This window comes from Bradyrhizobium sp. WYCCWR 12699, assembly GCF_032144035.1.
GTDB lineage: Bacteria > Pseudomonadota > Alphaproteobacteria > Rhizobiales > Xanthobacteraceae > Bradyrhizobium.
The window spans coordinates 109,486-130,963 of sequence record NZ_JAVTJN010000003.1 but is presented as its reverse complement, the minus strand read 5'-3'; the positions used below and the strand labels follow the sequence as shown (position 1 = coordinate 130,963).

Annotated in this window: 19 protein-coding genes; 15 read left to right on the top strand and 4 right to left on the bottom strand. The window is 57.9% G+C overall.

All coding sequences use genetic code 11. The features are described 5' to 3' along the window. Nucleotides 1-101 precede the first annotated feature (101 nt). A complete protein-coding gene (locus RPS27_RS02695) occupies nucleotides 102-458 on the bottom strand; it encodes an XRE family transcriptional regulator (protein WP_232995558.1) in 357 nt (118 codons plus the stop codon). A 291-nt stretch (nucleotides 459-749) separates the two neighbouring features. Here RPS27_RS02695 and RPS27_RS02690 point away from each other — a divergent pair, with 291 nt between their 5' ends. From RPS27_RS02690 to RPS27_RS02655, 8 genes are all read left to right on the top strand, one after another. Continuing rightward, entirely contained in the window at nucleotides 750-929 is a 180-nt protein-coding gene (locus tag RPS27_RS02690; RefSeq protein ID WP_128930088.1) for a hypothetical protein, read from the top strand. A gap of 612 nt (nucleotides 930-1,541) precedes the next feature. Next, a complete protein-coding gene (locus tag RPS27_RS02685) occupies nucleotides 1,542-3,605 on the top strand; it encodes a hydantoinase/oxoprolinase family protein (RefSeq protein WP_128930089.1) in 2,064 nt (687 codons plus the stop codon). Continuing rightward, the gene (locus tag RPS27_RS02680; protein ID WP_128955152.1) at nucleotides 3,602-5,263 is read left to right on the top strand and encodes a hydantoinase B/oxoprolinase family protein; all 1,662 of its coding nucleotides are present in this window, start codon (nucleotides 3,602-3,604) and stop codon (nucleotides 5,261-5,263) included. The genes RPS27_RS02685 and RPS27_RS02680 overlap by 4 nt, the downstream gene beginning before the upstream one ends. A gap of 14 nt (nucleotides 5,264-5,277) precedes the next feature. Beyond that, complete coding sequence (locus RPS27_RS02675) at nucleotides 5,278-5,637, top strand: DUF4286 family protein (RefSeq protein WP_128930091.1); 360 nt, start codon at nucleotides 5,278-5,280, stop codon at nucleotides 5,635-5,637. Between the two features lie 83 nt (nucleotides 5,638-5,720). Next, nucleotides 5,721-7,046 (top strand): MFS transporter, encoded by a 1,326-nt coding sequence (locus RPS27_RS02670; protein WP_128930092.1) that lies wholly within the window; start codon nucleotides 5,721-5,723, stop codon nucleotides 7,044-7,046. A 71-nt stretch (nucleotides 7,047-7,117) separates the two neighbouring features. Continuing rightward, on the top strand, nucleotides 7,118-7,753 hold the full coding sequence (locus RPS27_RS02665) for an RraA family protein (protein ID WP_128930093.1): 636 nt from the start codon (nucleotides 7,118-7,120) through the stop codon (nucleotides 7,751-7,753). Between the two features lie 21 nt (nucleotides 7,754-7,774). Continuing rightward, nucleotides 7,775-8,149 carry a cupin domain-containing protein gene (locus tag RPS27_RS02660; protein WP_128930094.1) on the top strand — a complete coding sequence of 125 codons (375 nt, stop codon included), beginning with the start codon at nucleotides 7,775-7,777 and terminating at the stop codon, nucleotides 8,147-8,149. A 67-nt stretch (nucleotides 8,150-8,216) separates the two neighbouring features. Beyond that, nucleotides 8,217-9,026 (top strand): alpha/beta fold hydrolase, encoded by an 810-nt coding sequence (locus tag RPS27_RS02655; protein ID WP_128930095.1) that lies wholly within the window; start codon nucleotides 8,217-8,219, stop codon nucleotides 9,024-9,026. 73 nt (nucleotides 9,027-9,099) lie between these two features. Here the strand turns inward: RPS27_RS02655 and RPS27_RS02650 are convergent, their stop codons facing one another. Next, nucleotides 9,100-10,047 carry an AEC family transporter gene (locus RPS27_RS02650; protein ID WP_128930096.1) on the bottom strand — a complete coding sequence of 316 codons (948 nt, stop codon included), beginning with the start codon at nucleotides 10,045-10,047 and terminating at the stop codon, nucleotides 9,100-9,102. A gap of 337 nt (nucleotides 10,048-10,384) precedes the next feature. Beyond that, on the bottom strand, nucleotides 10,385-10,840 hold the full coding sequence (locus RPS27_RS02645; RefSeq protein ID WP_128930097.1) for a MarR family winged helix-turn-helix transcriptional regulator: 456 nt from the start codon (nucleotides 10,838-10,840) through the stop codon (nucleotides 10,385-10,387). A 125-nt stretch (nucleotides 10,841-10,965) separates the two neighbouring features. Between RPS27_RS02645 and RPS27_RS02640 the strand changes: the two genes are divergently transcribed. After that, entirely contained in the window at nucleotides 10,966-12,174 is a 1,209-nt protein-coding gene (locus RPS27_RS02640) for an ABC transporter substrate-binding protein (protein WP_128930098.1), read from the top strand. A gap of 14 nt (nucleotides 12,175-12,188) precedes the next feature. Beyond that, nucleotides 12,189-13,367 carry a cytochrome P450 gene (locus tag RPS27_RS02635; protein ID WP_128930099.1) on the top strand — a complete coding sequence of 393 codons (1,179 nt, stop codon included), beginning with the start codon at nucleotides 12,189-12,191 and terminating at the stop codon, nucleotides 13,365-13,367. Nucleotides 13,368-14,043: 676 nt separating this feature from the next. Here RPS27_RS02635 and RPS27_RS02630 read toward each other — a convergent pair. Beyond that, nucleotides 14,044-15,852: a putative bifunctional diguanylate cyclase/phosphodiesterase gene (locus RPS27_RS02630; protein ID WP_128930100.1), complete on the bottom strand. Its 1,809-nt coding sequence runs from the start codon at nucleotides 15,850-15,852 to the stop codon at nucleotides 14,044-14,046. 198 nt (nucleotides 15,853-16,050) lie between these two features. Here RPS27_RS02630 and RPS27_RS02625 point away from each other — a divergent pair, with 198 nt between their 5' ends. From RPS27_RS02625 to RPS27_RS02605, 5 genes are all read left to right on the top strand, one after another. Next, complete coding sequence (locus RPS27_RS02625; protein ID WP_128930101.1) at nucleotides 16,051-17,493, top strand: sigma-54 dependent transcriptional regulator; 1,443 nt, start codon at nucleotides 16,051-16,053, stop codon at nucleotides 17,491-17,493. Nucleotides 17,494-18,086: 593 nt separating this feature from the next. Further along, a complete protein-coding gene (locus tag RPS27_RS02620) occupies nucleotides 18,087-19,049 on the top strand; it encodes a hydrogenase (protein ID WP_128930103.1) in 963 nt (320 codons plus the stop codon). Between the two features lie 57 nt (nucleotides 19,050-19,106). Further along, nucleotides 19,107-20,705, top strand: a complete 1,599-nt coding sequence (locus tag RPS27_RS02615; protein ID WP_128930104.1) for a nickel-dependent hydrogenase large subunit — start codon at nucleotides 19,107-19,109, stop codon at nucleotides 20,703-20,705. A gap of 107 nt (nucleotides 20,706-20,812) precedes the next feature. Next, nucleotides 20,813-21,124 (top strand): hypothetical protein, encoded by a 312-nt coding sequence (locus RPS27_RS02610; protein WP_128930105.1) that lies wholly within the window; start codon nucleotides 20,813-20,815, stop codon nucleotides 21,122-21,124. Nucleotides 21,125-21,146: 22 nt separating this feature from the next. Continuing rightward, the gene (locus RPS27_RS02605; protein ID WP_128930106.1) at nucleotides 21,147-21,464 is read left to right on the top strand and encodes a hypothetical protein; all 318 of its coding nucleotides are present in this window, start codon (nucleotides 21,147-21,149) and stop codon (nucleotides 21,462-21,464) included. Nucleotides 21,465-21,478 lie beyond the last annotated feature (14 nt).

The following is a 21,478-nucleotide window of genomic DNA, read 5'->3' as shown; positions in this document are numbered from 1 at the left end:
ATGCATTGCCACGGCGATCCTTAGCGAGCTAGAATCGGGCCGGCGGTTATCGGTTCGGTCTGACACGGCAGCGTGATGTAGACGAAGCATTCGGTGTTGCTTTAGAAGTCATTGTCGAGCCCTCCGGACTTGCGCGCCCGCTTGCGTTCCCGCGTCGCTTGCAGAGCAATCCCTTCCCTGTCCTTTGAGGGGTCAGCGAGTTCTTCGAGGGGCTGGAGCATATCGTAGAGCCACAGCAGCCCGGCATACACCACGATACCCGTCGATGCTTTGCCCTTTTCGGCGTCCATAACAGCGCGCACGCCCGTTCCAATTCTGCTGGCTGCGTCCTGCATGGTCATGTTGCGGCGGATGCGTGCAGTACGCAGATCCGCTCCCAATTGCGTGAGCGTCCGTGACACCGGGTAAGGGGGCGCCTTTTGAAGTTTGTTGGTTGCTACCATGCTCTTGAAGGCCATTAAGCAGATTATTATGCTCTTAAGAGCATACAGCAATTTCCTGCAGTTTGCCATATTTTGCTTTTAAGAGCGCTTTATGTGCGATAATTTGCTCTCAAGAGCACTTATTCCATTTTCTAGTGCCGTAAATATATCAACGGGATATGTAACCAAAATATGCAGCTATTAGTTGTGAAAGTTCCTATGATAATCTATTTGGGAAGCTCTTTGACTCGTCAGGGGCAGCCATTTGGGACCAGCACCGAGGGTGCCGCCAGTCACGACTAACCAGGCGGGTCGGAATCCAGAAACATGTCTGGAGCCAACAACGAACAGCTTCGTCCGCCGCCGAGCTGGGACAAATTCGAGGAAATCTGCGCGGATCATTTTTCGCGCATCTGCAAGGACAACCAACACGACCGTGCCGGGCAAGGCAACTCGGCGTCGATGACTACGGCAAGGATAGCGGAGCTGATGCGAGATGAAGCGTGAGTTGACCTCCGAGATCGTCACGCGCGTTGTCAAGGAGGTGCGAAGCACTAATGTTGTTGCTGGTCCCAGCCCTGCGCAGGCACCGACCGGTCGGTCTGATCCACTGGACAACGGCTGACGGAAGCGCTCGAGCGCGACTACGCTGCGCGTTGCGAACCCCTTCTCCAGCAATCGGTCTTTCCCGAACTCCACAAACGAGACGAGCTCCCGCCGCTCCTTCCGATTTGCTGGAAACGAAAGGCAGGCCGCGTACGCTTCTCCCGGCACAGACGCTCGCGTCCGTGAATCAGTCGCAGAGATCCAGGCTTCGCCATCGTCTCCGGATCTCTCGCGAAATACGGCCTTGCTGACTTTGTCGCGTGACAGATTGGCCCTCCCAGGCTTGTCACCGTACGCATCAAGACTCTGGAGAAGAGGCTGCTTAGATGGGCACGGAACGGGAGGAACTCTTCTCACACGATGATCAAGAAGGGGGCGTCGGGCACGCCGCCGCCGCAGCAGGCAGCCGCGGGCGGAGGACTAATGCTCCCTTAAAGCTGGATTGCCCAAACGGTAATTCGGCTGTCACCCCATAGTCGCTAATCCTACCAAATCCTGAATTTGGAGGAGCGGATGCGTTTAGGCGCCGATATTGGGGGAACTTTCACAGATATCGTCCTGGTCGACGATGAGACCGGTTTATTTCGGCTCGGTAAGGTCCTGACAACTCCAGATCAGCCTGACAATGGCGTAATCAATGGAATTAAGCAGGTCATCAACGGTGATGCAGGCCAAGTTTCGCATGTTGTGCATGGGACGACGCTTTTCACCAACGCGCTGATCGAGAGAAAGGGGGCGCTGACCGCTCTCGTCACGACCCGCGGATTCCGCGATGCCGTCGAAATTGCGCGCGAGCACCGCTACGACATGTACGACCTTCGGCTGCGTCGTCCCGCCCCGATTGCCCGGCGGCGTCACCGGTTTGAGATTGCCGAGCGAATTCTGTCGGATGGAACAATCCGCCAGGCCCCCAACGAAGACGACGTCGCGCGCATCGCCGAGGAGATGCGCAGAATAGGCATCGAAGCGGTTGCCGTCAGTCTCATCAACGCCTACGTTTGTCCGGATCACGAGCGCATCGTTGGCCGCATCCTACGGGAAAAGCTCCCCGGCGTTGCGATAACTCTCTCCAGCGACATCTCCCCGGAAATCAGGGAATTCGAGCGTTCGACGACGGCGCTCTGCAATGTCTATGTCAAGAGCATCGCCGAGAAATATCTGACGCGGCTCGAAGCGCGTACGCGCGACGAGCTCAGCGATGCAGCCGGTCTTTATGTGATGCAATCGAATGGCGGTCTGCTCACCGCCAGCCAAGCCATCGAAGCGCCGATCCGTCTTGTTGAGTCGGGACCTGCGGCCGGCGCGTTGGCTGCGGCACATTATGCCAAGTCACTCGGACTTTCAGACGTGCTCTCTTTTGACATGGGCGGCACCACCGCCAAGGCCTGCCTCATCGTCGATGGCGAGCCTCTGCTGGCCCCGGAATTCGAGGTCGATCGGCAATATCAGTTCAAGAAAGGCAGCGGTCTCCCAGTCAAGGTGCCCGTCATCGAAATGATCGAGATCGGCACGGGCGGCGGTTCGATCGCGCAGATCGATGCACTCGGCCGCCTCAAGGTCGGGCCGCATAGCGCCGGATCCGTGCCAGGACCTGCCTGCTACGGGGCGGGCGGGGAACGACCAACGGTCACTGATGCCGATCTGCTGCTCGGTTACCTCAATGCAGGCTTCTTCCTCGGCGGAGATATGAAGCTCGACAAGACCGCCGCAGAACGTGCCATTAACGAACAAGTCGGGGCCTCGCTTGATCTCGACACGATAGCCGCAGCCTGGGGAATCCATCAACTGGCAAACGAAGCAATGGCTTCTGCTGCACGCATCCACGCCATCGAGCGGGGGCGCACCATTTCCCAGTTTCCGATGTTTGCGTTTGGTGGCGCGGGGCCGGTTCACGCCTACGGCGTCGCGCGCGTCCTGAAGTTGCCGAAGATCATCTATCCGTTCGGTGCGGGCGTCATGTCGGCCGTCGGCTTCCTCACCGCGCCACTGGCATTTGACTTTGTGCGATCAAGCCCGGCACGGCTGGAACAACTGGATTGGGGCGCAGTCAATCGGTCTCTCAAAGAAATGGAGGAGGAGGGGCGAAGCCGTCTTGCTCATTCAATGGGTGATCGAGAGGTCTCGTTCCGTCGCTGGGCCGATATGCGCTACCGCAAGCAAGGCTTTGACATCCGTGTGCCGATTCCCTCCGGTAAACTTGGGCCAGACAGCATCGCGGAAATCACCGCTTCGTTCGAGCGGGTCTACACCGAACTCTACGGACATACCGTACCCAACACGCCAATCGACGTGATGTCATGGCGAGTGGTCGCATCGGGGCCCAAGCCTGACTTCAAGCTACCGGTCAATACGTCGAAGTCCGACGGTCCACTCAAGGGCTCCAGAAAGATCTACGTCCCTGACGCAGGACTCATCGACGTGCCGGTCTACGACCGTTATCGCCTTGGAGCCGGTGATCGCCTGCAGGGGCCAGCCATCATCGAAGAACGTGAATCGACCGTTGTTATCAACGGACCCGGCGAAATTAGCGTCGATCAGAACCGTAATCTCATTGTCGATCTCGAGGTGGCCCGATGAGCGCCAAGGAACTGGACCCCATTACGCTCGATATCATGTGGGGGCGGCTCATTGCCGCCGTGAACGAGCAGGCCGCGGCCCTGATGCGTTCGTCCTTTACGTCCATCGTCCGGGACGCCGAAGACCTTTCTGCGTGCGTGTTCGATCGCCGCGGCCGGATGGTGGCCCAATCGGTCACGGGCTCGCCGGGGCACATCAATTCCATGGCGACAGGAATGGAACACATCTTGAAGACGTTTCCGCTGGATACGCTCCAGCCCGGGGACGTCATCATCACGAATGATCCTTGGATTACGGTCTCTCAGCTTCACGACATCACGATTGCAACGCCCGTATTCCACAATGGGCGAGTCGTTGCGCTTTTTGCAAACTGCTGTCACGCGCTCGATATCGGCGGCAGGGGGCTGTCGTGTGATGCCCGCTCCGTCTATGAGGAGGGTCTCTTCATCCCGATCATGAAGTTGCATTCGAAAGGAGAACCCGTCGAAGCCGTTTATCGGCTGATCGCGGCCAACGTGCGGACCCCCGATGAAGTGATTGGCGATATTCATGCACAGATCACCGCGAACGAAGTCGGAGCAAAGCAGCTCAAGTCTTTCCTCGAAGAGTTCGATCTTGCGGATATCGAAGGGGTGGCAGACGCCATCGTCGCGCGCACCGAAAGGGCGATGAGAGCCGCCATTACGGCTCTGCCCAACGGATCGCATCCGTTCAAGATCACCATTGACGGGTTCGACAAGCCGATCGAGATTCAGGCCAAGGTCACTATCAAGGACGATGAGGTCATCGTCGACTATGAAGGGTCTTCCTCAACGGTTGATCTCGGTATCAACGTCGGTTTCAATTATACCGTTGCTTACACCACCTATGGCGTGAAGTGCGCAATTGCGCCAGACGTGCCCAATAACGCCGGTTCGTTCACGCCGATACGCACGATCGCCGCCGTCGGGTCAATCCTCAACGCTCAGCATCCTGCTGCCGTCGCTGGCCGTCATACGGTCGGTCACTTCCTCCCTTCAGCCATCATGGGCGCGTTGTCAGGTATCCTGCCGGATAAGGTGATGGCACCCGGCGCCGACAGTCTCTGGAATACGCATATCAGCGGCTTCGATAAGCGCGACAATCAGTTCTTCTCGTACACTTGGTTCTCTACCGGCGGAACTGGCGCCCTCAAGGGACTCGATGGCCTCTCGGCCACCTCCTATCCAAGCGGTGTCGCCGGTGTGCCCGTGGAAATCATCGAAGCTTTGACGCCTCTGGTCGTACGGCAAAGAGCGCTTCGACCTGACTCCGGCGGAGCCGGCGAACATCGTGGTGGCTTGGGCCAGACAATGGAAGTCGAGGTTCTGACCGAGAAGCCCTATCTCTTCTCAGGCATGTACGATCGATGTCACTATCCAGCACCAGGTTTGTACGATGGCAAATCCGGCGCGACCGGTTCGATCGCCAGTTCGAATGGCGAGGAGGTCCGCCCCAAGCTGAGCCGCATGTTGCCGCCAGATACGGTTTTAACGCTCTCGCTACCCGGCGGCGGCGGATTCGGTGACGTTAAACGTCGGGACCGGGAGGCGATCCTCAACGACGTGCTGGACGGTTACGTAACGCCGGAGGCGGCGAAACGTGACTACGGCTTTGAATACACTCCTCCTCACAAGTAGCAACGGAGCGCTTGATGCCGATCCAATCCCGCTTTGTCCTGATTGCTTCAATGGACGTCGATCCTGCGCACGAAGATCTCTTCAACGAGGTGTACGATGGGGAACATGTCCCGCATCTCCTGAAAGTGCCAGGGGTTCACAGCGTTACGCGCGTCAAAGGAGTTCCCTTCGCGTTCGCCATTGCCAACGGCATCAAGGATATGCCGGCGCCCAAGCCGATCTATACGGCCATTTATGAGATTGACCATCCGGACGTCTTGAAGAGCGCCGAATGGGCAAAGGCAGTCGAGGCGGGCAGATGGGCAAGCGAAGTGAGGCCGCATACCCGCAATAGGCACCACGCTGTCTATCAGAGGCAATCCACTAGCCCATAGAGCACAATCACCAATCAAACGTCGTGACGCTTGCCGGGGCGCCAACGACGGGCAGATCAAATGATAACGCGCAGGAGATAGGGATGACGACAAGCGCAGAGACGACATTGACGCCGCAGCTCGACACTGTCGGCCCAAGCACGGCAGGAAAGATGACGCGGCTTGCACTCGCCAGCATGGTGGGTACCTCGCTGGAATGGTACGAGTTCGTAATCTACAATTCCATGGCAGCTCTGATCTTCAATAAGCTCTTTTTCCCGTCATTTGATCCGATTGTCGGTACAATTCTTGCGTTTTCGACTTATGCCGTAGGTTACATCTCGCGTCCCATCGGCGGAATTATCTTCGGTCGCCTCGGAGATAAGGTCGGGCGTCGTGCCGTCCTCGTCTATACGCTCGCTTTGATGGGCATTTCTACCCTGGCGATGGGCTTGCTGCCTACGTACGGGAGCATCGGAATCGCCGCGCCCCTGCTGCTCGTTAGTCTCAGGACCATTCAGGGCATCGCGCTCGGTGGCGAGTGGGCTGGCGCCATCCTTCTTTCCGTGGAGCATGGCAAGCCACAAAATCGCGGGCTCAATGCGTCGTGGACGCAAGTCGGCCCCTCTGCCGGTACTCTTCTCGCCGCAGGGGCCATCGCCGTCACGACGACGCTGCTGAATGAGGCCGATTTCCTGTCCTGGGGCTGGCGCCTTCCGTTTCTGGCCAGCACCGTGCTGGTGTTCTTCGGATTCTGGATCCGCTGGAGCGTTGAGGAAACACCCCACTTCCATCAGCTGCAGGCCGGCCATGCGACGACCAAGGCGCCGGTTGCCGAGGTCCTGAGGGACCATTGGCGCAACCTGTTAGTGGCCGGTAGCGTTCGAATCGGTTCGGACGTGGTGTATGGACTGCTTGCCGTATTCACCTTGACGTATGTCACTCAGAAGCTGGGTTTGAGCCGCACATTGGCCCTGACCGCTGTTCTGATCGGCGCCGGCGTGCATGCCATATCCGTTCCCCTGCTTGCGGCGCTCTCTGACCGGATTGGTCGACGCACTGTCTATGGGCTCGGTGCTCTGGCATCTATCATCGGCAGCTTCCTCCTGTTCGGCTTGTTCGATACAAAATCACCAGCCATCATCATTGCCGCAGTTTCAGTCGGCATGGTGTTTCAAGCCGCGATGTTTGGTCCGCAAGGTGCTTTCGTCACTGAGCAGTTTCCAACACGTGTGCGATACACGGGGTCCTCGCTCGCCTACACCTTCGCAGGTGTCCTCGGTGGCGGTTTTGCCCCGCTGATCTTCGCCACCTTGTTGAGAGAGTATCCCGACACGTATGCGATTCCAGCCTACGTGACCGGAGCCCTCGTCATCACGCTCATTGCTTTGTTGGCAGCAACGGAAAAAGCCGGCCGCGAGATCGATTAGCCACCTTGTGCGATTTGGCGCCGCACATTTGCGATGCGGCGCCAGATCGCCGGATTGACCGGATGTGAACCATGAACGTCAAAACCGCGCTTGCCAGCGTGCCAAAGCCGCCTTCCGCTCTCATTGAAGCCTTCAAAGATGCCCCCACTTCGGTCATCTCGGACAATCTCGACCGATTGGCGGGTGCTGTTGGCTTGAGGCCATTCCATCGTTCCGGACGGTTGGTCGGAACGGCTTTCACCGTGCGGACGCGTCCTGGAGACAACCTCGCAATTCACAAGGCGCTTGAACTGGTCGGCCCCGGGGATGTCATCGTCGTGGACGGAGGCGGCGACGAGACGCGGGCACTGGTGGGTGAGATCATGAAGAATATCGCAGAAGAGAGGGGAGCTGCCGGCTATGTAATCGACGGCGCCATCCGAGACGTCGCGGCCTTCAGCGGTTCGGATTTCCCCTGCTTTGCCCGCGCAGTGACCCACCGCGGCCCCTATAAAAGTGGCCCAGGCTGCATCAACGTGCCAGTGTCGATCGGTGGGTCACCGATCGCCCCTGGCGACATCGTCGTTGGCGATGAGGATGGCGTTGTATCCTTTCCGGCCGCGATGGCAGATTCCCTGATTGAGGCTGTTCGTGCCCAGATCGCGCGCGAAGAGGAGACCATGAAGGCTATTCGCGAGGGGCGTTACGAGGGCTCTTACGGACGGTAGTAACCAGAACCAGAGGACGACATGACTGACCAGAAAAAGGAATTTCACAATCTTGATACACCGGATGACGGCTTGCTTCGCGAGCTGGCGCCCGGACTCACCACGCGCATCTTTTCGGGCGAACACGCGATGCTCTCGGTGGTGAGCTTCGCACCGCACGCCGAAGGCGTGCTCCATCATCATCCTGAGGAACAATGGGGCGTGCTGCTGGACGGCACTGCCATTAGGATTCAGGGAGGGGAGGAGATCCCTGTGCGCAAGGGCGACTTCTGGCGTACGCCCGGCAACGTCCCTCACACCATGCGAGCTGGTCCCGAGGGCGCCCGTGTGCTCGACATCTTCAGCCCACCCCGGCCCGAATATAAGAAGCCGGGATCCGGGTTCGGACAGACTTAGCCAGTGGCCTGGCTCTTGCTGCAAAGCGAGAGCCAGCTTTGCCCGTTAACGCTTCAAAGGGAAAGCCGTGCCGGAAAACCGTGAACTGGCCTTGGTTCGGTTGCCGTCACAAGTTGATGGCGTCGAATTGAACCTGTCAGCGATTCATCGCGCCGGAAAAGCGGCGCCAATCGTCTTCCTGCACGGCTTCGGATCTACCAAAGAAGACTACGCTGACATCGTGCGCCACGAAGCTCTCGCGGCGCATCCGTTTCTCGCCTATGACGCACCGGGTTGCGGAGAGACGTATTGCGCGGATCTATCAGACATTTCAATTCCGTTCTTGTTAAAGACTGCGCAGCGCGTAATCGAGCATTTTAAGCTCGACCGATTTCATCTCGTTGGCCACTCCATGGGTGGTCTGACGGCACTTCTGCTCGCGCACAAGTATCCCCAACACGTACTCAGCTTCGTCAATATCGAGGGAAACATTGCGCCCGAGGACTGCTTCCTCAGCAGGCAGATCTTGCAATTTCCGGAGCAGAACGTGGAGCGGTTCTTCGCCGATTTTATCGACCGAACCCGGCATATGCCAGCCTATGCCAGCGCGCTCTACGCTTCCAGTCTTCATCACAAAGTGAGGGCGGCTGCGGTACCTGGAATATTCCGCTCGATGGTCGATCTGTCGGACAGTGGAAAGTTGATGCAAAAGTTTATCGGCCTTCGCTGCCCGAAGATGTTCATGTACGGCGAACAGAATGCGACGTTATCCTATCTCGGCCTGCTTCGCACAAATGGCGTACGCCTTACCGAGATTCCGGCGTGCGGCCATTTCCCGATGTATTCCAATCCGATCGCCATGTGGACGCAAATTGCAGCGTTCCTGGCTGACGTTTAGAGGTCCCGGCGATCGCTAAAGCGCTCACCGAGGCTGTGCGCAATGAGGCCTTCGGCGGCTGAACGCGGGGTTGCTATTCGAGTGGATTCATCAGCAAGATCGTAATGAGCAAAGGAAGCGTCACTGCCGACAAAAGCGTGCCTAAAGCAACCGCAGCAGACGTTGAGTTCGCCAGCAATTTGTACTGCGTGGCGAACAGGTACGCATTGGCCCCTGCCGGCATGGCCGCAAATAGAACGATGACGTCGCCAACCAAGGGCGGCAGATGTAGAACGGGAAAGGCCAGCGTCCAGGCAACAAGGGGCATGATGATGAGCTTCAGAAAGCACATGACCGCGAGGCTCAGTGCTTCTCCGCGGAGTTCGAATCGCATAAGGCCGACCCCCAGCGCGATCAGAGCTGCCGGAGACCCGGCTTGAGCGAGTTGCTCGCAAGTCCGATCTACCAGCGAATTCAGTCCTGCCCCGGTCATTCGCCAAAAGAAGCCAGCTGCAATCGCGATTATGATCGGATTGCGCAAAAGATCTAACAGGAGGCGAAGCACAAGTGCCCAAATCGAGGCGCCATCTTTCCGCTCGATCCAGGCGATCTGAAGTGTTCCGCTGAGCCATAACAACGGTGTGTTAATGGCAAGGATCAGCGCCATTGGCCCCGCCGCCTTCGGACCGAACGCCGTGAGCGCGAGCGGAATACCGAGCATCGCTATGTTGCCGTACACAGCGCTCGTGGCTGCGACAACGCCGGCCGCGGGCGTCACGCGAAGCAGGCGTGCCGACAGAGCTAGAGCGGCGATCCAGGTGAGGGCGACAGCGCCATAGTAGGCGCCCCATGCCAGCAAAGGATTCATAGCAGGAAATTGCGAGATGACGATGGTCCGGAAGAGAAGCGCTGGTATTGCAATCGAGAATGCGAACTCGGAAATGCCCTTCTGCGCACCTTCTGAAACCAGTCCGCTAACAGCTGCGGCGTAGCCCACAGCAATGAGCCCAAAGGTCGGAGCAACGATCGCAAGTACATTCATATCGGGGTTGACGAGCAGACTGATTGTGATGCCGACGATTAGTCCAGACCGGCGCCGCGGTCCACCCGAAATTCAATAGGCAGTCTGTTTGAATTTCGATGAAGCGCAGCGAGCGAAAAAGCGGTGAGGTGCACCTCGCTCTCGACCGCCTGGCACGCGGCTTCGTTCCAGCAGCAGACTAACTTCGATGTCGAGGCGCATGCGCATCAGCTCGCGCTAAGGCCAGTCGTGGCATCCTGGTGAACTTGGCGCGAGGATGCGCGCGCATCAGCCGCCTGATTGCGAATGGCCAATGTCTTCTCCTTGTAAACGATACGGTCAAGATTTGATTAAGAGTCTAAAAGGGGCAGATCCGATTTAGCAGGCCGATCAAAGTGGATCGCTCCGTTTCATTAAGGGGAGCAAGCATTCGGCGGTTATAGGGCGCCGTGAGCCGGACGGCGTCCCTCATCAATTTCTCGCCTTTCGACGTCAATGTGATCTCAATCGCACGCCGGTCGATTTTGGACCGGCTTCGCTTCACCAGACCCGCGTCCTCGAGCTGGTGCAGAATTTTTGTCAAATTCGGGAGTTGAAGCCGCAACAGTGCTGCGATGCTACTCGGAACGACCCCCGGGTTGTCCCGCACCAGCATGAGGATTGCGTAGGTCGCAGGCGTCAGTCCGAGCTCGGCGAAGGTCTCATAGAAGCCGTCGAAGAACTTCAACTGGATCAATCGGATCACGAAGCCCGGGACGTTGCGAAGTGCGGCCAAATCGAGCTGCTTCTCTGCCGCCGTTGTTGCTATTGTCATTAGCTCCCCTGGGTCATCCACGTTCGCATCTATCATGACGCATGCCGAATTGACATCGCCCAATATACTTATAAAATATAAGTATTATGCGGCTGAGACCGCAACGGTAGCCGGGAGGAGTATCCATGAGGGTGACAAGCCTATTGGCGACGTGCGTCTCCTTGCTTGCGCTGATTTGCGGATCGGCCGATGCGCAGGAAACGGTGAAGCTCGGCGTTCTCAATGACCAGTCCGGAGCATTTGCAAGCTATCAGGGCATTGGGTCCGTCATCGCGGCTCAATTGGCTGTCGAGGATTATGGCGGAAAGGCTGGCGGCAGGCAGGTCGAAGTCGTCAGTGCGGATCACCAGAACAAGTCGGACACCGGCGTCAACATCGCGCGTCGCTGGTATGAGAATGAGGGCGTCGATGCAATCTTCGACGTCCCCAACTCGGCGATTGCGCTGGCAGTCGCGGGGATGAGCGCCGAAAAGAACAAGGTGTTCGTCGGCTCTGGCGCCGGTACGGCATTGTTGACTGGAGAAAAGTGTACGCCGAATACGGTGCACTGGACTTACGACACCTATGCTTATGGCCGCGGGCTCGGCAAGACCATCGTCGAGCAGGGCGGCAAAAAGTGGTTCTTCATCACGGCCGATTATGCCTTCGGCCACGATCTGGAGAAGCAGGCGTCCGAATCGGTCAAGGCATCCGGGGGACAGGTCCTCGGAGCCGTCCGTCATCCCCTCGGGACGGCCGACTTCGCCTCGTTCCTGCTGCAGGCGCAGGCTTCCGGCGCCGACATCATCGGTATCGCCAACGCCGGCGACGATACGATCACTTCGATGAAGCAGGCCGCCGAGTTCGGCCTGACCAAAGATCACAAACTGGTCGGTCTGATTCTGGGCATGAACGGCATTCCGTCTCTCGGGCTGCAATTCGCCCAAGGCGCCCAAATCATGAATCCGTTCTACTGGGACCTCAACGAGGCCACCCGGTCCTTCGCCAAGCGCTTCTCGGAGCGCATCCCATCCAAGGCCTATCCCAACGACATGCAAGCCGGCGTCTACGCTGGCGTCATTCACTACCTGAAGGCCGTCGACAAGGTCGGTGGCGCGAAAGACGGTAGGGCGGTCGTTGCCGCCATGAAGGAGCTTCCGACCGACGATTCCTTGTTCGGCAAAGGTTTCATCCGCAAGGACGGACGTAAGATCCATCCGCTCTATCTCCTCCAGGTCAAATCGCCCGACCAGTCGAAATCCAAGTGGGACCTCCTGAAGGTTGTCGGGATCATCAAGGGCGAAGATGCCTTCAGACCCGAGAACGAGGGCAATTGTCCTCTCAGCAAACAATAAGTCGAGGGGCCGCCATGAGCCAGTTTGCTTCTACTCGGATCGATCCGTTCGCTGATGAGGTGCTGAGGGATCCGTATCCGGCGTACCAGACCTTTCGCGAACTGGGACCGGTGTTCAGGATCGAGCCGTACGACATCTGGGCCATGGCGCGGTATGAGCAGGTTGATTCCACGCTCAAGGATTGGCAGACCTTCATCAGCGGAGAGGGCGTCGGCCTAAAGGGTATGAACCCAGCGCTGCCCCGGCCGATGACGCTACAGATCGACCCGCCCGATCACGAGAAGGGACGCCGAATCCTCGCCCGGACCATGTCACCGGGCGTAGCGAAGAACCTGCGCGACACCTTTCAGAAGGAGGCCGAGAGGAAAATCGGCGAGCTCGTCGAGCGGGGGACCTTCGACGCGATGACAGATCTGGCCATAGCTTATCCCCTAAAGGTGTTCCCCGACGCCATTGGCGTCTCAGAGGAGGGACGCGAGAACCTGCTTGCCTGGAGCACGTTCGTCTTCAACAGCTTCGGACCGGATAATCACATTCTCGCCAGATCTCGTGATCCAGGGCTGACCGCGCAGAAATGGATCATGGACCGTTGCGCACGCAGCGCGCTCAGACCCGATGGCATTGGAACGATGATCTACGAAGCTGCTGATGCAGGTGAGATTACTGAACACGAGGCCACGCATTTGGTCCGGCCATTCCTAACTGCGGGTGTCGACACGACGATCAATGGACTGGGGAATACCTTGCTTGCACTCGCAAGCCATCCAATGCAATTCGCCAAACTACACGAGCGCCCGGCACTCGCCCGCAATGCGTTTGAGGAAGGGCTACGCTATGATTCACCTGTGCAGACCTTCTTCCGCACCACCTCGCGTGAAGTGGAAATGGCGGGCGATATCATACCAGCGAGGACCAAAGTGCTGGTCTTCATGGCATCCGCCAACCGTGATCCGGCTCGTTGGCAAGAGCCCGAGCGCTTCGATGTGGAGCGACCTGTAACAGGACATGTGGGCTTCGGCTCCGGCATTCATGCTTGTGTGGGCCAGATGATCGCACGCTTGGAGGGTGAGTTGGTTCTAACGGAACTTGCGAAGCGGGTAAAATCAATTGAACTCATTGCCGAACCCGAGCGCATGCTAAATAACACCCTTCGGGGGCTCAAAAGTATGCCAGTCCGCGTGACTGCTGCCTGAGCGACCAATGGTGGCACTGTCCGATCTTGAGACCACCATCATCGACAGAGCAATTCCCATGCTACCAACTAGGGTCGGCCGCGAGGCGGGCAAGCCGCAGTTGGTTTGCTGCCCTGTTCAACAGCGTAGCCTCTCAGGCCTTGAAACGTCGCAAGACTACCGTTTTCAGGAGGCGCCAAGTCAAGGACAGACAATCGGCAGAATTTCAGCGTTGGTGCCAAACGACAATGAGCGAGACGATCACGCACTTGTCCCGAATTGGGCTCGCGATGCATGCGGCCTGAGCAATACAAAGGCGCAGTGTCAGGTCAAAAAAGACGAGAGGGAGCTCCGCCAAAAGACCGGTTGTCTGCCCCCTCCCTGACTTGGCCGCCACAAGAGTGTAGGGAGGTCCTTTCAGGCATTCGGGCTTTCTAGAATAGCGTGAAAAGCTTCAAAGCCATGATCGGAGTAGGCAAGGCGTTTTGTTGCCTGAGGGCTGTTTTGTTCTCCTGATCTCCTCGTTGAGTCTCTCCTGCCAGCATGTAGACTAGCTTTGCCCCCAATGGCTACATCAGTAGCGGCCCGCCGCGGTGTTGGCGCGAACGGCTCGAAGTGTTAAGGTGCATCAAGACCTCAGCGGGTGGCTTCCGCTTTAAAATAGCCGAGGGGTTCTCGAACCTTGGGCAGCTCCAGATTAGGCAACAGCTTTCAGCTCCTCAATGACGCGGATCAGCTGCGCCGCAGGCTGGGGGTAAGCGATGAAGTAGCCTTGGGCTTGCGTGCAGCGTTGGTCACCAAGAATCCTAAGCTGCTCAGCTGTCTCAACCCCCTCAGCGACAATGGTCATGTCCAAGGCTTGCCCCAACTCGGAAATTGCCCTGACAATCGCCGCCGCGCTCGTCTCGCGGCTGAGATCCTGCACAAAGGATCGGTCGATCTTGATCTTGTCCAATGGGAAGCTCCGCAGATAGCTCAATGCGGAGTAGCCTGTGCCGAAGTCATCTATGGCGATGTGAACTCCTAGCACCCGCAACCTATTGAGAATGTCGCGCGTGATCTCTTCGTCGTGCAGCAGAATGCTCTCGGTAATCTCCAGTTCGAGACGAGACCCATGCAAGCCCGCAGCAGCCAGGGCGCGGGTCACGGACAGTTCCAAGGCTCCGCGCCTGAATTGAACAGACGACAGATTGACCGCAACTCTTACGTCTTGCGGCCATGATGCGGCATCGCGGCAGGCCTGCTGAAGCACCCAATCACCAATCGGAACGATGAGCCCTGTCTCTTCGGCGAGGGGAATAAAGGTCGTAGGGGGTATCGTCCCTTTTTGCGGATGATGCCAGCGTAAGAGCGCTTCGAACGTGACAATCTGCTTGGATTCGATATTCACGATGGGCTGATAAAACAGTTCGAACTCAGATCGTTGCAAAGCCTGGCGAAGGTCTACCTCGAGCTGCAGGCGCTCTTGCAAACGGACGTTCATTTCGTTCTGGAATATTCGATAGGTGCCGCGTCCATCGGACTTTGCCTGATAGAGCGCCACATCGGCATTCTTAATCACTTCGTCTGTTCCGTTTTCGGAGCATGCCGTGATATTTATGCCAATGCTCGTGCCAATCATCACCCGGTGTTCATCGAGGAAGTAGGGTTCGCCAATGGATGCGAGGATTCTCTCAGCGAGGCTGCTGGCGTCCTCAGGATCGGCGGCATCAACCCGCAGAATCGCGAACTCGTCCCCGCCAAGCCGAGCGACGAGGTCTGTCGTCTTGGCGCAAGATTTCAATCGCTGCGCCACCTCAAGCAGCAGGGCATCGCCAACGCCATGTCCAAGCGTATCATTGACGCTTTTGAAGCCATCAAGGTCCAGACACAAAATCGCAATGCGCTTGTGCCGCCCTCGTGTTCCAACCGCGCGCTCCACAAGCTCGTGAAAGCTGCGCCGGTTGGCCAGTCTTGTGAGGGGATCGTGGGCCGCCAGAAATGCAATTTGCGCCTCGTGCAGCTTGCGCTCGGTCACATTCCGGCAGGTGCCTCGATAACCCTGGAATTTACCCCTCGCAAATGTCGGATTGCCGTTGATCTCCAGCCAAAGCTCGTCCCCCGCACGTCCGTCCAAGCAGATTTCGAACCCCCGAAATGGCTTTCGATTGGAAAGAGCCTGCAGATATTCGATCCAGGATTTGCTCGCGAGCGGATTGATCCCCAAGGCCTCCGCCAACTTGATTCCAATTTGGCCGGCCGGCAGCCCGAGGTCTTCCTTGCCGCTTGTAATCGTCAGCTGGTCATCGGTTTCCCAGACGACCTCCGAAGAGGTATCAAGGAAATCGCTCAGGCGTTTGAGCTCGCGCCTCAAACGGTCATTGTCCAATCTAAGCTGCTCGAGCGGGCCGGCTTCGCCAGAGCGACATGATTCTAGCGGGCTAGGCTTTGCTGCAGTCAACCAACAGCGGACATCGTTCATGCAGCTTGCAAGCGCCGCCGCGATAAAGTTGACCGGAAATGCCATTTGCACTGCCCCCAAACAGCGAGGCCGCGATAGTAAGTGGGGGAAGCTGCGAAAAGGTTGCCGGCCTTTGGGGAATTGCGGCGGGGTTAATTGCGGGTTCACGGACCTGCCGAACCACTATGGACAGCGCAAGCCTCGCGAAGTTGATTTATCTTGCAGATATTGCTAACCTGCTTTGCATTTTGGAAAGAATGTTGCATGCGCGACCTGCAAACAGTGCTGATCATCGCGCGGAGCGGCCCTGAATGGGCTGCCATCGCAGACACCTTGTCAGACCAATACGACTACCGCGTTCTTTCCGCCGATTCGGTCGAAAATGCGAGGGCATCCCTGGCCGACGCCCAAGTAGACATTGCTCTCGTCGAGTATGGCGAAGGCAAAGGTCTGAAGTTCCTCGTTGATCTACGAGTATCTCATCCTGACGTGATCCGCATCCTGGCGCTCGAGGCCAAGACCGAGATCGGCCAACGGGAAATGGCGCCCGCCGGCATCTATCAGCTCATCCGTAAGCCGCTGGACGCCAACCAGATTGGACTTATGGTGGAGCGTGGCCTTGAGGCCCGTGAACTTGCCCGTCGACATCGCCTTCTTACACGAGAGTTCAAATTTCCAGCGAATGCCACAGGCATTCACGCAAGGCCCATTCTGCCGATGCAGCCGGAGAGCCGCCGTTTCGAAAAGCTCGTCTACGTCAGTGAAAAACTACACAACCTCAGCGAGCTCGCGCGAAAAGCAGCCAAAACGGAGCTGCCTATCTTGATTCAGGGGGCAACGGGGACGGGCAAAGAGCTTCTCGCTCGCGCCATTCATTACAACTCTGGCCGCCGCGACAGCCCGTTGCTGGTCCAAAACTGCGGGGGGATGTCCGATGAGCTCTTACAATCCGAGCTCTTTGGGCACAAGCGCGGCGCTTTTACGGGCGCTGTCTCAGACCGGCTGGGCCTTTTTCGCGCCGCGGACCGGGGAACGGTATTCCTCGATGAAATATCCGAGGTGTCTTCATCTTTTCAGGTGAGCCTGCTTCGTTTCCTGCAGGAGGGAGAGGTCAAGCCGCTCGGCTCCGACAAGATCGTCACCAGCAATGTCCGCATTATCGCTGCCTCCAACCGTCCTCTCCGCGCGTTGGTCGCCGCGGGCAAATTCCGACAGGATCTCTATTTCCGCCTGCGGGGATTCGAGCTGGAAGTTCCCTCGCTGAGTGATCGCCGAGAGGATATCCCGGTGCTAGCGGAGTTCTTTGCCGCCAAGCACAGCGAGGCGATGGGGCGCAAGATCCTTGGAATTTCTGCAGCCGTTCTCGAAAAGCTCTCCGCTTACGACTTTCCGGGAAACGTTCGAGAACTTGAGAACGAAATCCGCCGCATGGTGTCACTGACGGAGGAGGGGGAGTACGTCACCACCACGCACATGTCGCCCGCTATATTGGCGGCCCCGCCGCGCTCCCGCTTCAAGTCAGCCGGCGGGTACGAGCTGCGGGGCACCACCTTGAAAGAAAAGGTCGAATGCCTCGAAAAGCAAGTTGTCGCCGAAGTGCTGTCGCGGCATCGGTGGAATCAAAGCAAGGCTGCGAACGAACTTGGACTCTCGCGCGTTGGACTTTCCAACAAGATCAAGCGCTATAGCCTCGATGAGGCAGAGTGAGACAGCCGATGGTACGCAACGAAGATCAGTTTAAGAGGGATCCCTCACCCAACCTGGTGCGCTTCCCCCAGTCGCGAGTTTCGCCTGCTCGCAGGACGCCAGCAAAGGATCTCGGGCTGAGCCTGCTTTCCAGAAGGCTCGGTCTGCCGGAGCGCCAATTGACTGGACATTGGTGCAGCCGCTGCGAGGGCATCTGGTACGGTTATCTGCTCGAGGTCGATTGTCCTGCATGTGGCAATCGTCACGGCTGAGTACCGCTGCTCGTCTTCAAAAAATCAGCACCGAACGAGCGATACTTCAGCCTGCCTCAGGGAAGGAGCTTTGGGCACCGTCACCCCGTAACAAGGACTAATGCCAACCCTTGCAATATTTGATGCGCTGCAACGATCATTGCTTACATTGACAAGCTGGTATGCATAGCAAACTTAGTATGCGCGGCGTCACACACCGTAGATCGCCCTGCGAAGTCAGCTGACGCTTAGAATCCTTGAGCTTTTTGAAAATTGCAAGGTACGAGCCGCTCGGCATGGTCCTTGCTACCTCCTTCCGACAAAGATGCCATGCCAGCGCGTCTGATTTGGTGGAGGAAATAGATGACTAATCTTCTTTGGCTCCAGGGGGGAGCGTGCTCCGGCAACACGATGTCGTTTCTCAATGCCGAGGAGCCAAGCGCCTGTGATCTCGTCACAGATTTCGGCATCAACGTCCTATGGCACCCATCGCTCGGCCTTGAGCTCGGCGAGAATCTGAAGAAGCTTCTCAACGCGCTGACATCAGGACAGATGCCGCTCGATATTTTCGTGTTCGAGGGCACGGTGGTCAACGCGCCGAATGGCACTGGCGAATGGAATCGCTTTGCGGGCCGCCCGATGAAAGATTGGGTCACCGATCTTGCCAAGGTCGCCGGCTATACTGTCGCGATTGGCGACTGTGCAACATATGGCGGTATTCCCGCGACTGCTCCCAATCCGTCAGAAAGCCAAGGACTACAATTTCTCAAACGTCAGCAAGGTGGCTATCTCGGCACAAGCTACCGATCAAAGGCAGGCTTGCCCGTCATCAACATACCGGGATGCCCAGCCCATCCGGATTGGATCACGCAAATTGTCGTCGCGGTGGCGACCGGCAGAGGTGCTGAACTCTCGCTCGACGAGTTTCAACGCCCAAAGACGTTTTTCACGAGCTTCACCCAGACCGGCTGTACGCGGAACATGCATTTTGCCTATAAGGTCTCAGCCACGGAATATGGCCAGCGAAAGGGGTGCCTGTTCTACGATCTCGGCTGCCGTGGACCGATGACGCATTCACCCTGCAACCGCATTCTCTGGAATCGGCAATCGTCGAAGACCCGAGCAGGCATGCCGTGCATGGGCTGTACCGAGCCGGAATTTCCGTTCTTTGAGCTGGCCCCCGGGACGGTATTCAAGACCCAGACTCTGATGGGCGTGCCCAAGGATCTGCCGTCCGGCGTTGACAAAGCCGGTTACGTCAAGCTGACCGCGGCCGCGAAAGCCGCCTCACCAGCATGGGCCGAGGAAGACATCTTCGTCGTCTGACGAGTGTCCTGCTCACAGACCTGTCGCTCAACCATCAGTCATCAGGAACCGATTCACATGCCAAGCGCAGTGCAAACTCTGGACATTTCGCCGGTCGGCCGGGTCGAAGGCGATCTCGACGTGCGTGTCAACATCCAGGATGGGGTCGTGGTCGACGCCTGGACCCAAGCGGAGCTGTTTCGCGGTTTCGAAATCATTCTGCGTGACAAGGATCCCCAAGCCGGCCTCGTTGTCACACCGCGCGCCTGCGGCATTTGCGGCGCCTCGCATCTGACCTGCGCCGCATGGGCGCTCGATACGGCCTGGCAGACCGAGGTGCCACGCAACGCCATCCTGGCCCGAAATCTCGGCCAGCTCGTCGAGAGTCTGCAGAGCCTTCCGCGCCATCACTACGGGCTCTTCATGATCGACTACACTCACAAGAATTATTCGAGCTCGAAATATTATAAAGAGGCGGTGAGGCGCTACGCTCCCTTCACCGGCGCAAATTACGAAATCGGCGTGACGATTTCTGGCAAGCCCGTCGAAATCTATGCTCTGCTGGGCGGGCAATGGCCCCACTCGAGCTACATGGTACCGGGCGGGGTGATGTGTGCCCCGACGCTCACCGACGTGACGCGCGCCTGGTCGATCCTCGAGTATTTCCGCCGCGAATGGATGGAAAAGATATGGCTAGGCTGCTCGCTCGAGCGGTACGAACAAATCAAAAGCTATGACGATTTCATGGCCTGGCTTGATGAAACGCCGCACCACGCCAATTCTGATCTGGGCATGTTCTGGCGGATGAGCATCGATTGCGGCATGGACAAGTATGGTCAAGGTCACGGCCGCTTCGTGTCCTGGGGATACCTTCCCCACGAGGACAAGTATCAGAAACCGACGATCGAAGGCCGCAACGCCGCGGTCATCATGAAGAGCGGCGTCTACGATGGCCGTAGCGATACGTTCAAGCTCATGGACCAGAACTTTACGCGCGAAGACACAGCCCATGCTTGGTACGATGAGCCGGGTGGGCTGCATCCGTTTGACCGCAAGACTGTACCGACCCAGAAGAACGCCGTCGACATGGGTGGAAAGTATTCCTGGGCCACCGCCGTGTGTCACGATGAAAGCGGCCGGCTCGAAGCTGGGCCGCTATCGCGGCAGCTGATCGCAGGCGGCAAGCACGGCGAGAGCTGGCAACATTACGATCCGCTGGTCCTTGATATGTACAAGAAGCTGGGGGGCGCCAGCGTCATGCTCAGGCACTTCGCCCGCATGCACGAAGGTGTCAAGTTATACCGGCAAGCTGAACACGCGCTTCGTGAGTTTCGGCTGAACGACCCGTGGTATATCAAGCCCAACGAGCGCGACGGGCGCGGCTGGGGCGCCACAGAGGCAATCCGAGGAGCGCTGTGCCATTGGATCGACGTCAAGGACGGCAAGATCAAGAACTACCAGATCATTGCGCCGACTACCTGGAATGTTGGACCGCGGGCGGCGGACGGCACCCGAGGACCGATGGAGCAGGCCTTGATCGGCTCGCCTATCAAGGATCCGAGCGATCCCGTTGAAGTCGGCCATGTCTGCCGCTCCTATGATTCGTGCTTGGTTTGCACGGTCCACGCGCACGACGCAAAGACAGGAGAGGAACTGGCGCGCTTTAGAACAGCCTGACCGCAAACTCGCTCGAGTCACTGGATTGCATCAACAGGCTTCGTTTGGTCATTCTCGCAGGCCGAGCGAACCACGGTGGATCACTACGTCAAAAGGCGCGTCGCACAATGGCGTCCGAAAACGGGGCTACCCTGAAAGCCATCGCCGATATGCTTGCGGATGGGCTCGAAACGCAAGTCGAGCCCTTTCCCGAGACGGACAAGGAATTTGCGGAAATTTTGCTGCAGCTGCGTCAGCTCGATACGAAGGACCTCAAGGCCAAACTCGTGATCTCGGGGTTCCTCGACCATCCTTACGGACCTGACAGGCAACGCTGCCTGGAATGCATGTACTATCTCGTGCACCGCAAATGGTGCGATCTGCCAGAGCTGTCTGTGCCTGTCGAGCCGGACTGGTGGTGCCGGCTATGGCGCATCTAGCTTCTCACCCGAGGCGCTCGTCATGGCCTCCGCCAGCGATGAAAGCTTACGTTCCCGCATCATCGGTCTCCTGACCTCTGGTCTTGCCACGGACGTGTATCCGCGCGCAGACAGCCATGAGCAAGTTCAGCGGCTTGTCTGCGACCTTCGCCTTGCAGGCGATGATCTGGAGGCTAAGCTCAAGCTCGCGGGGTTTACCTCATATCCGATTGAGCACGCCGGCATTACGCAGCTTTGCGAAACTTGCATGTACTACAAGGTGCACCAGCGCTTCTGCGAGCTGCCGGAACTGAATGTGCCGGTCGAACCCGATTGGTCCTGTAAGCTCTGGCGCATCTGATGCGCCTCATGGAA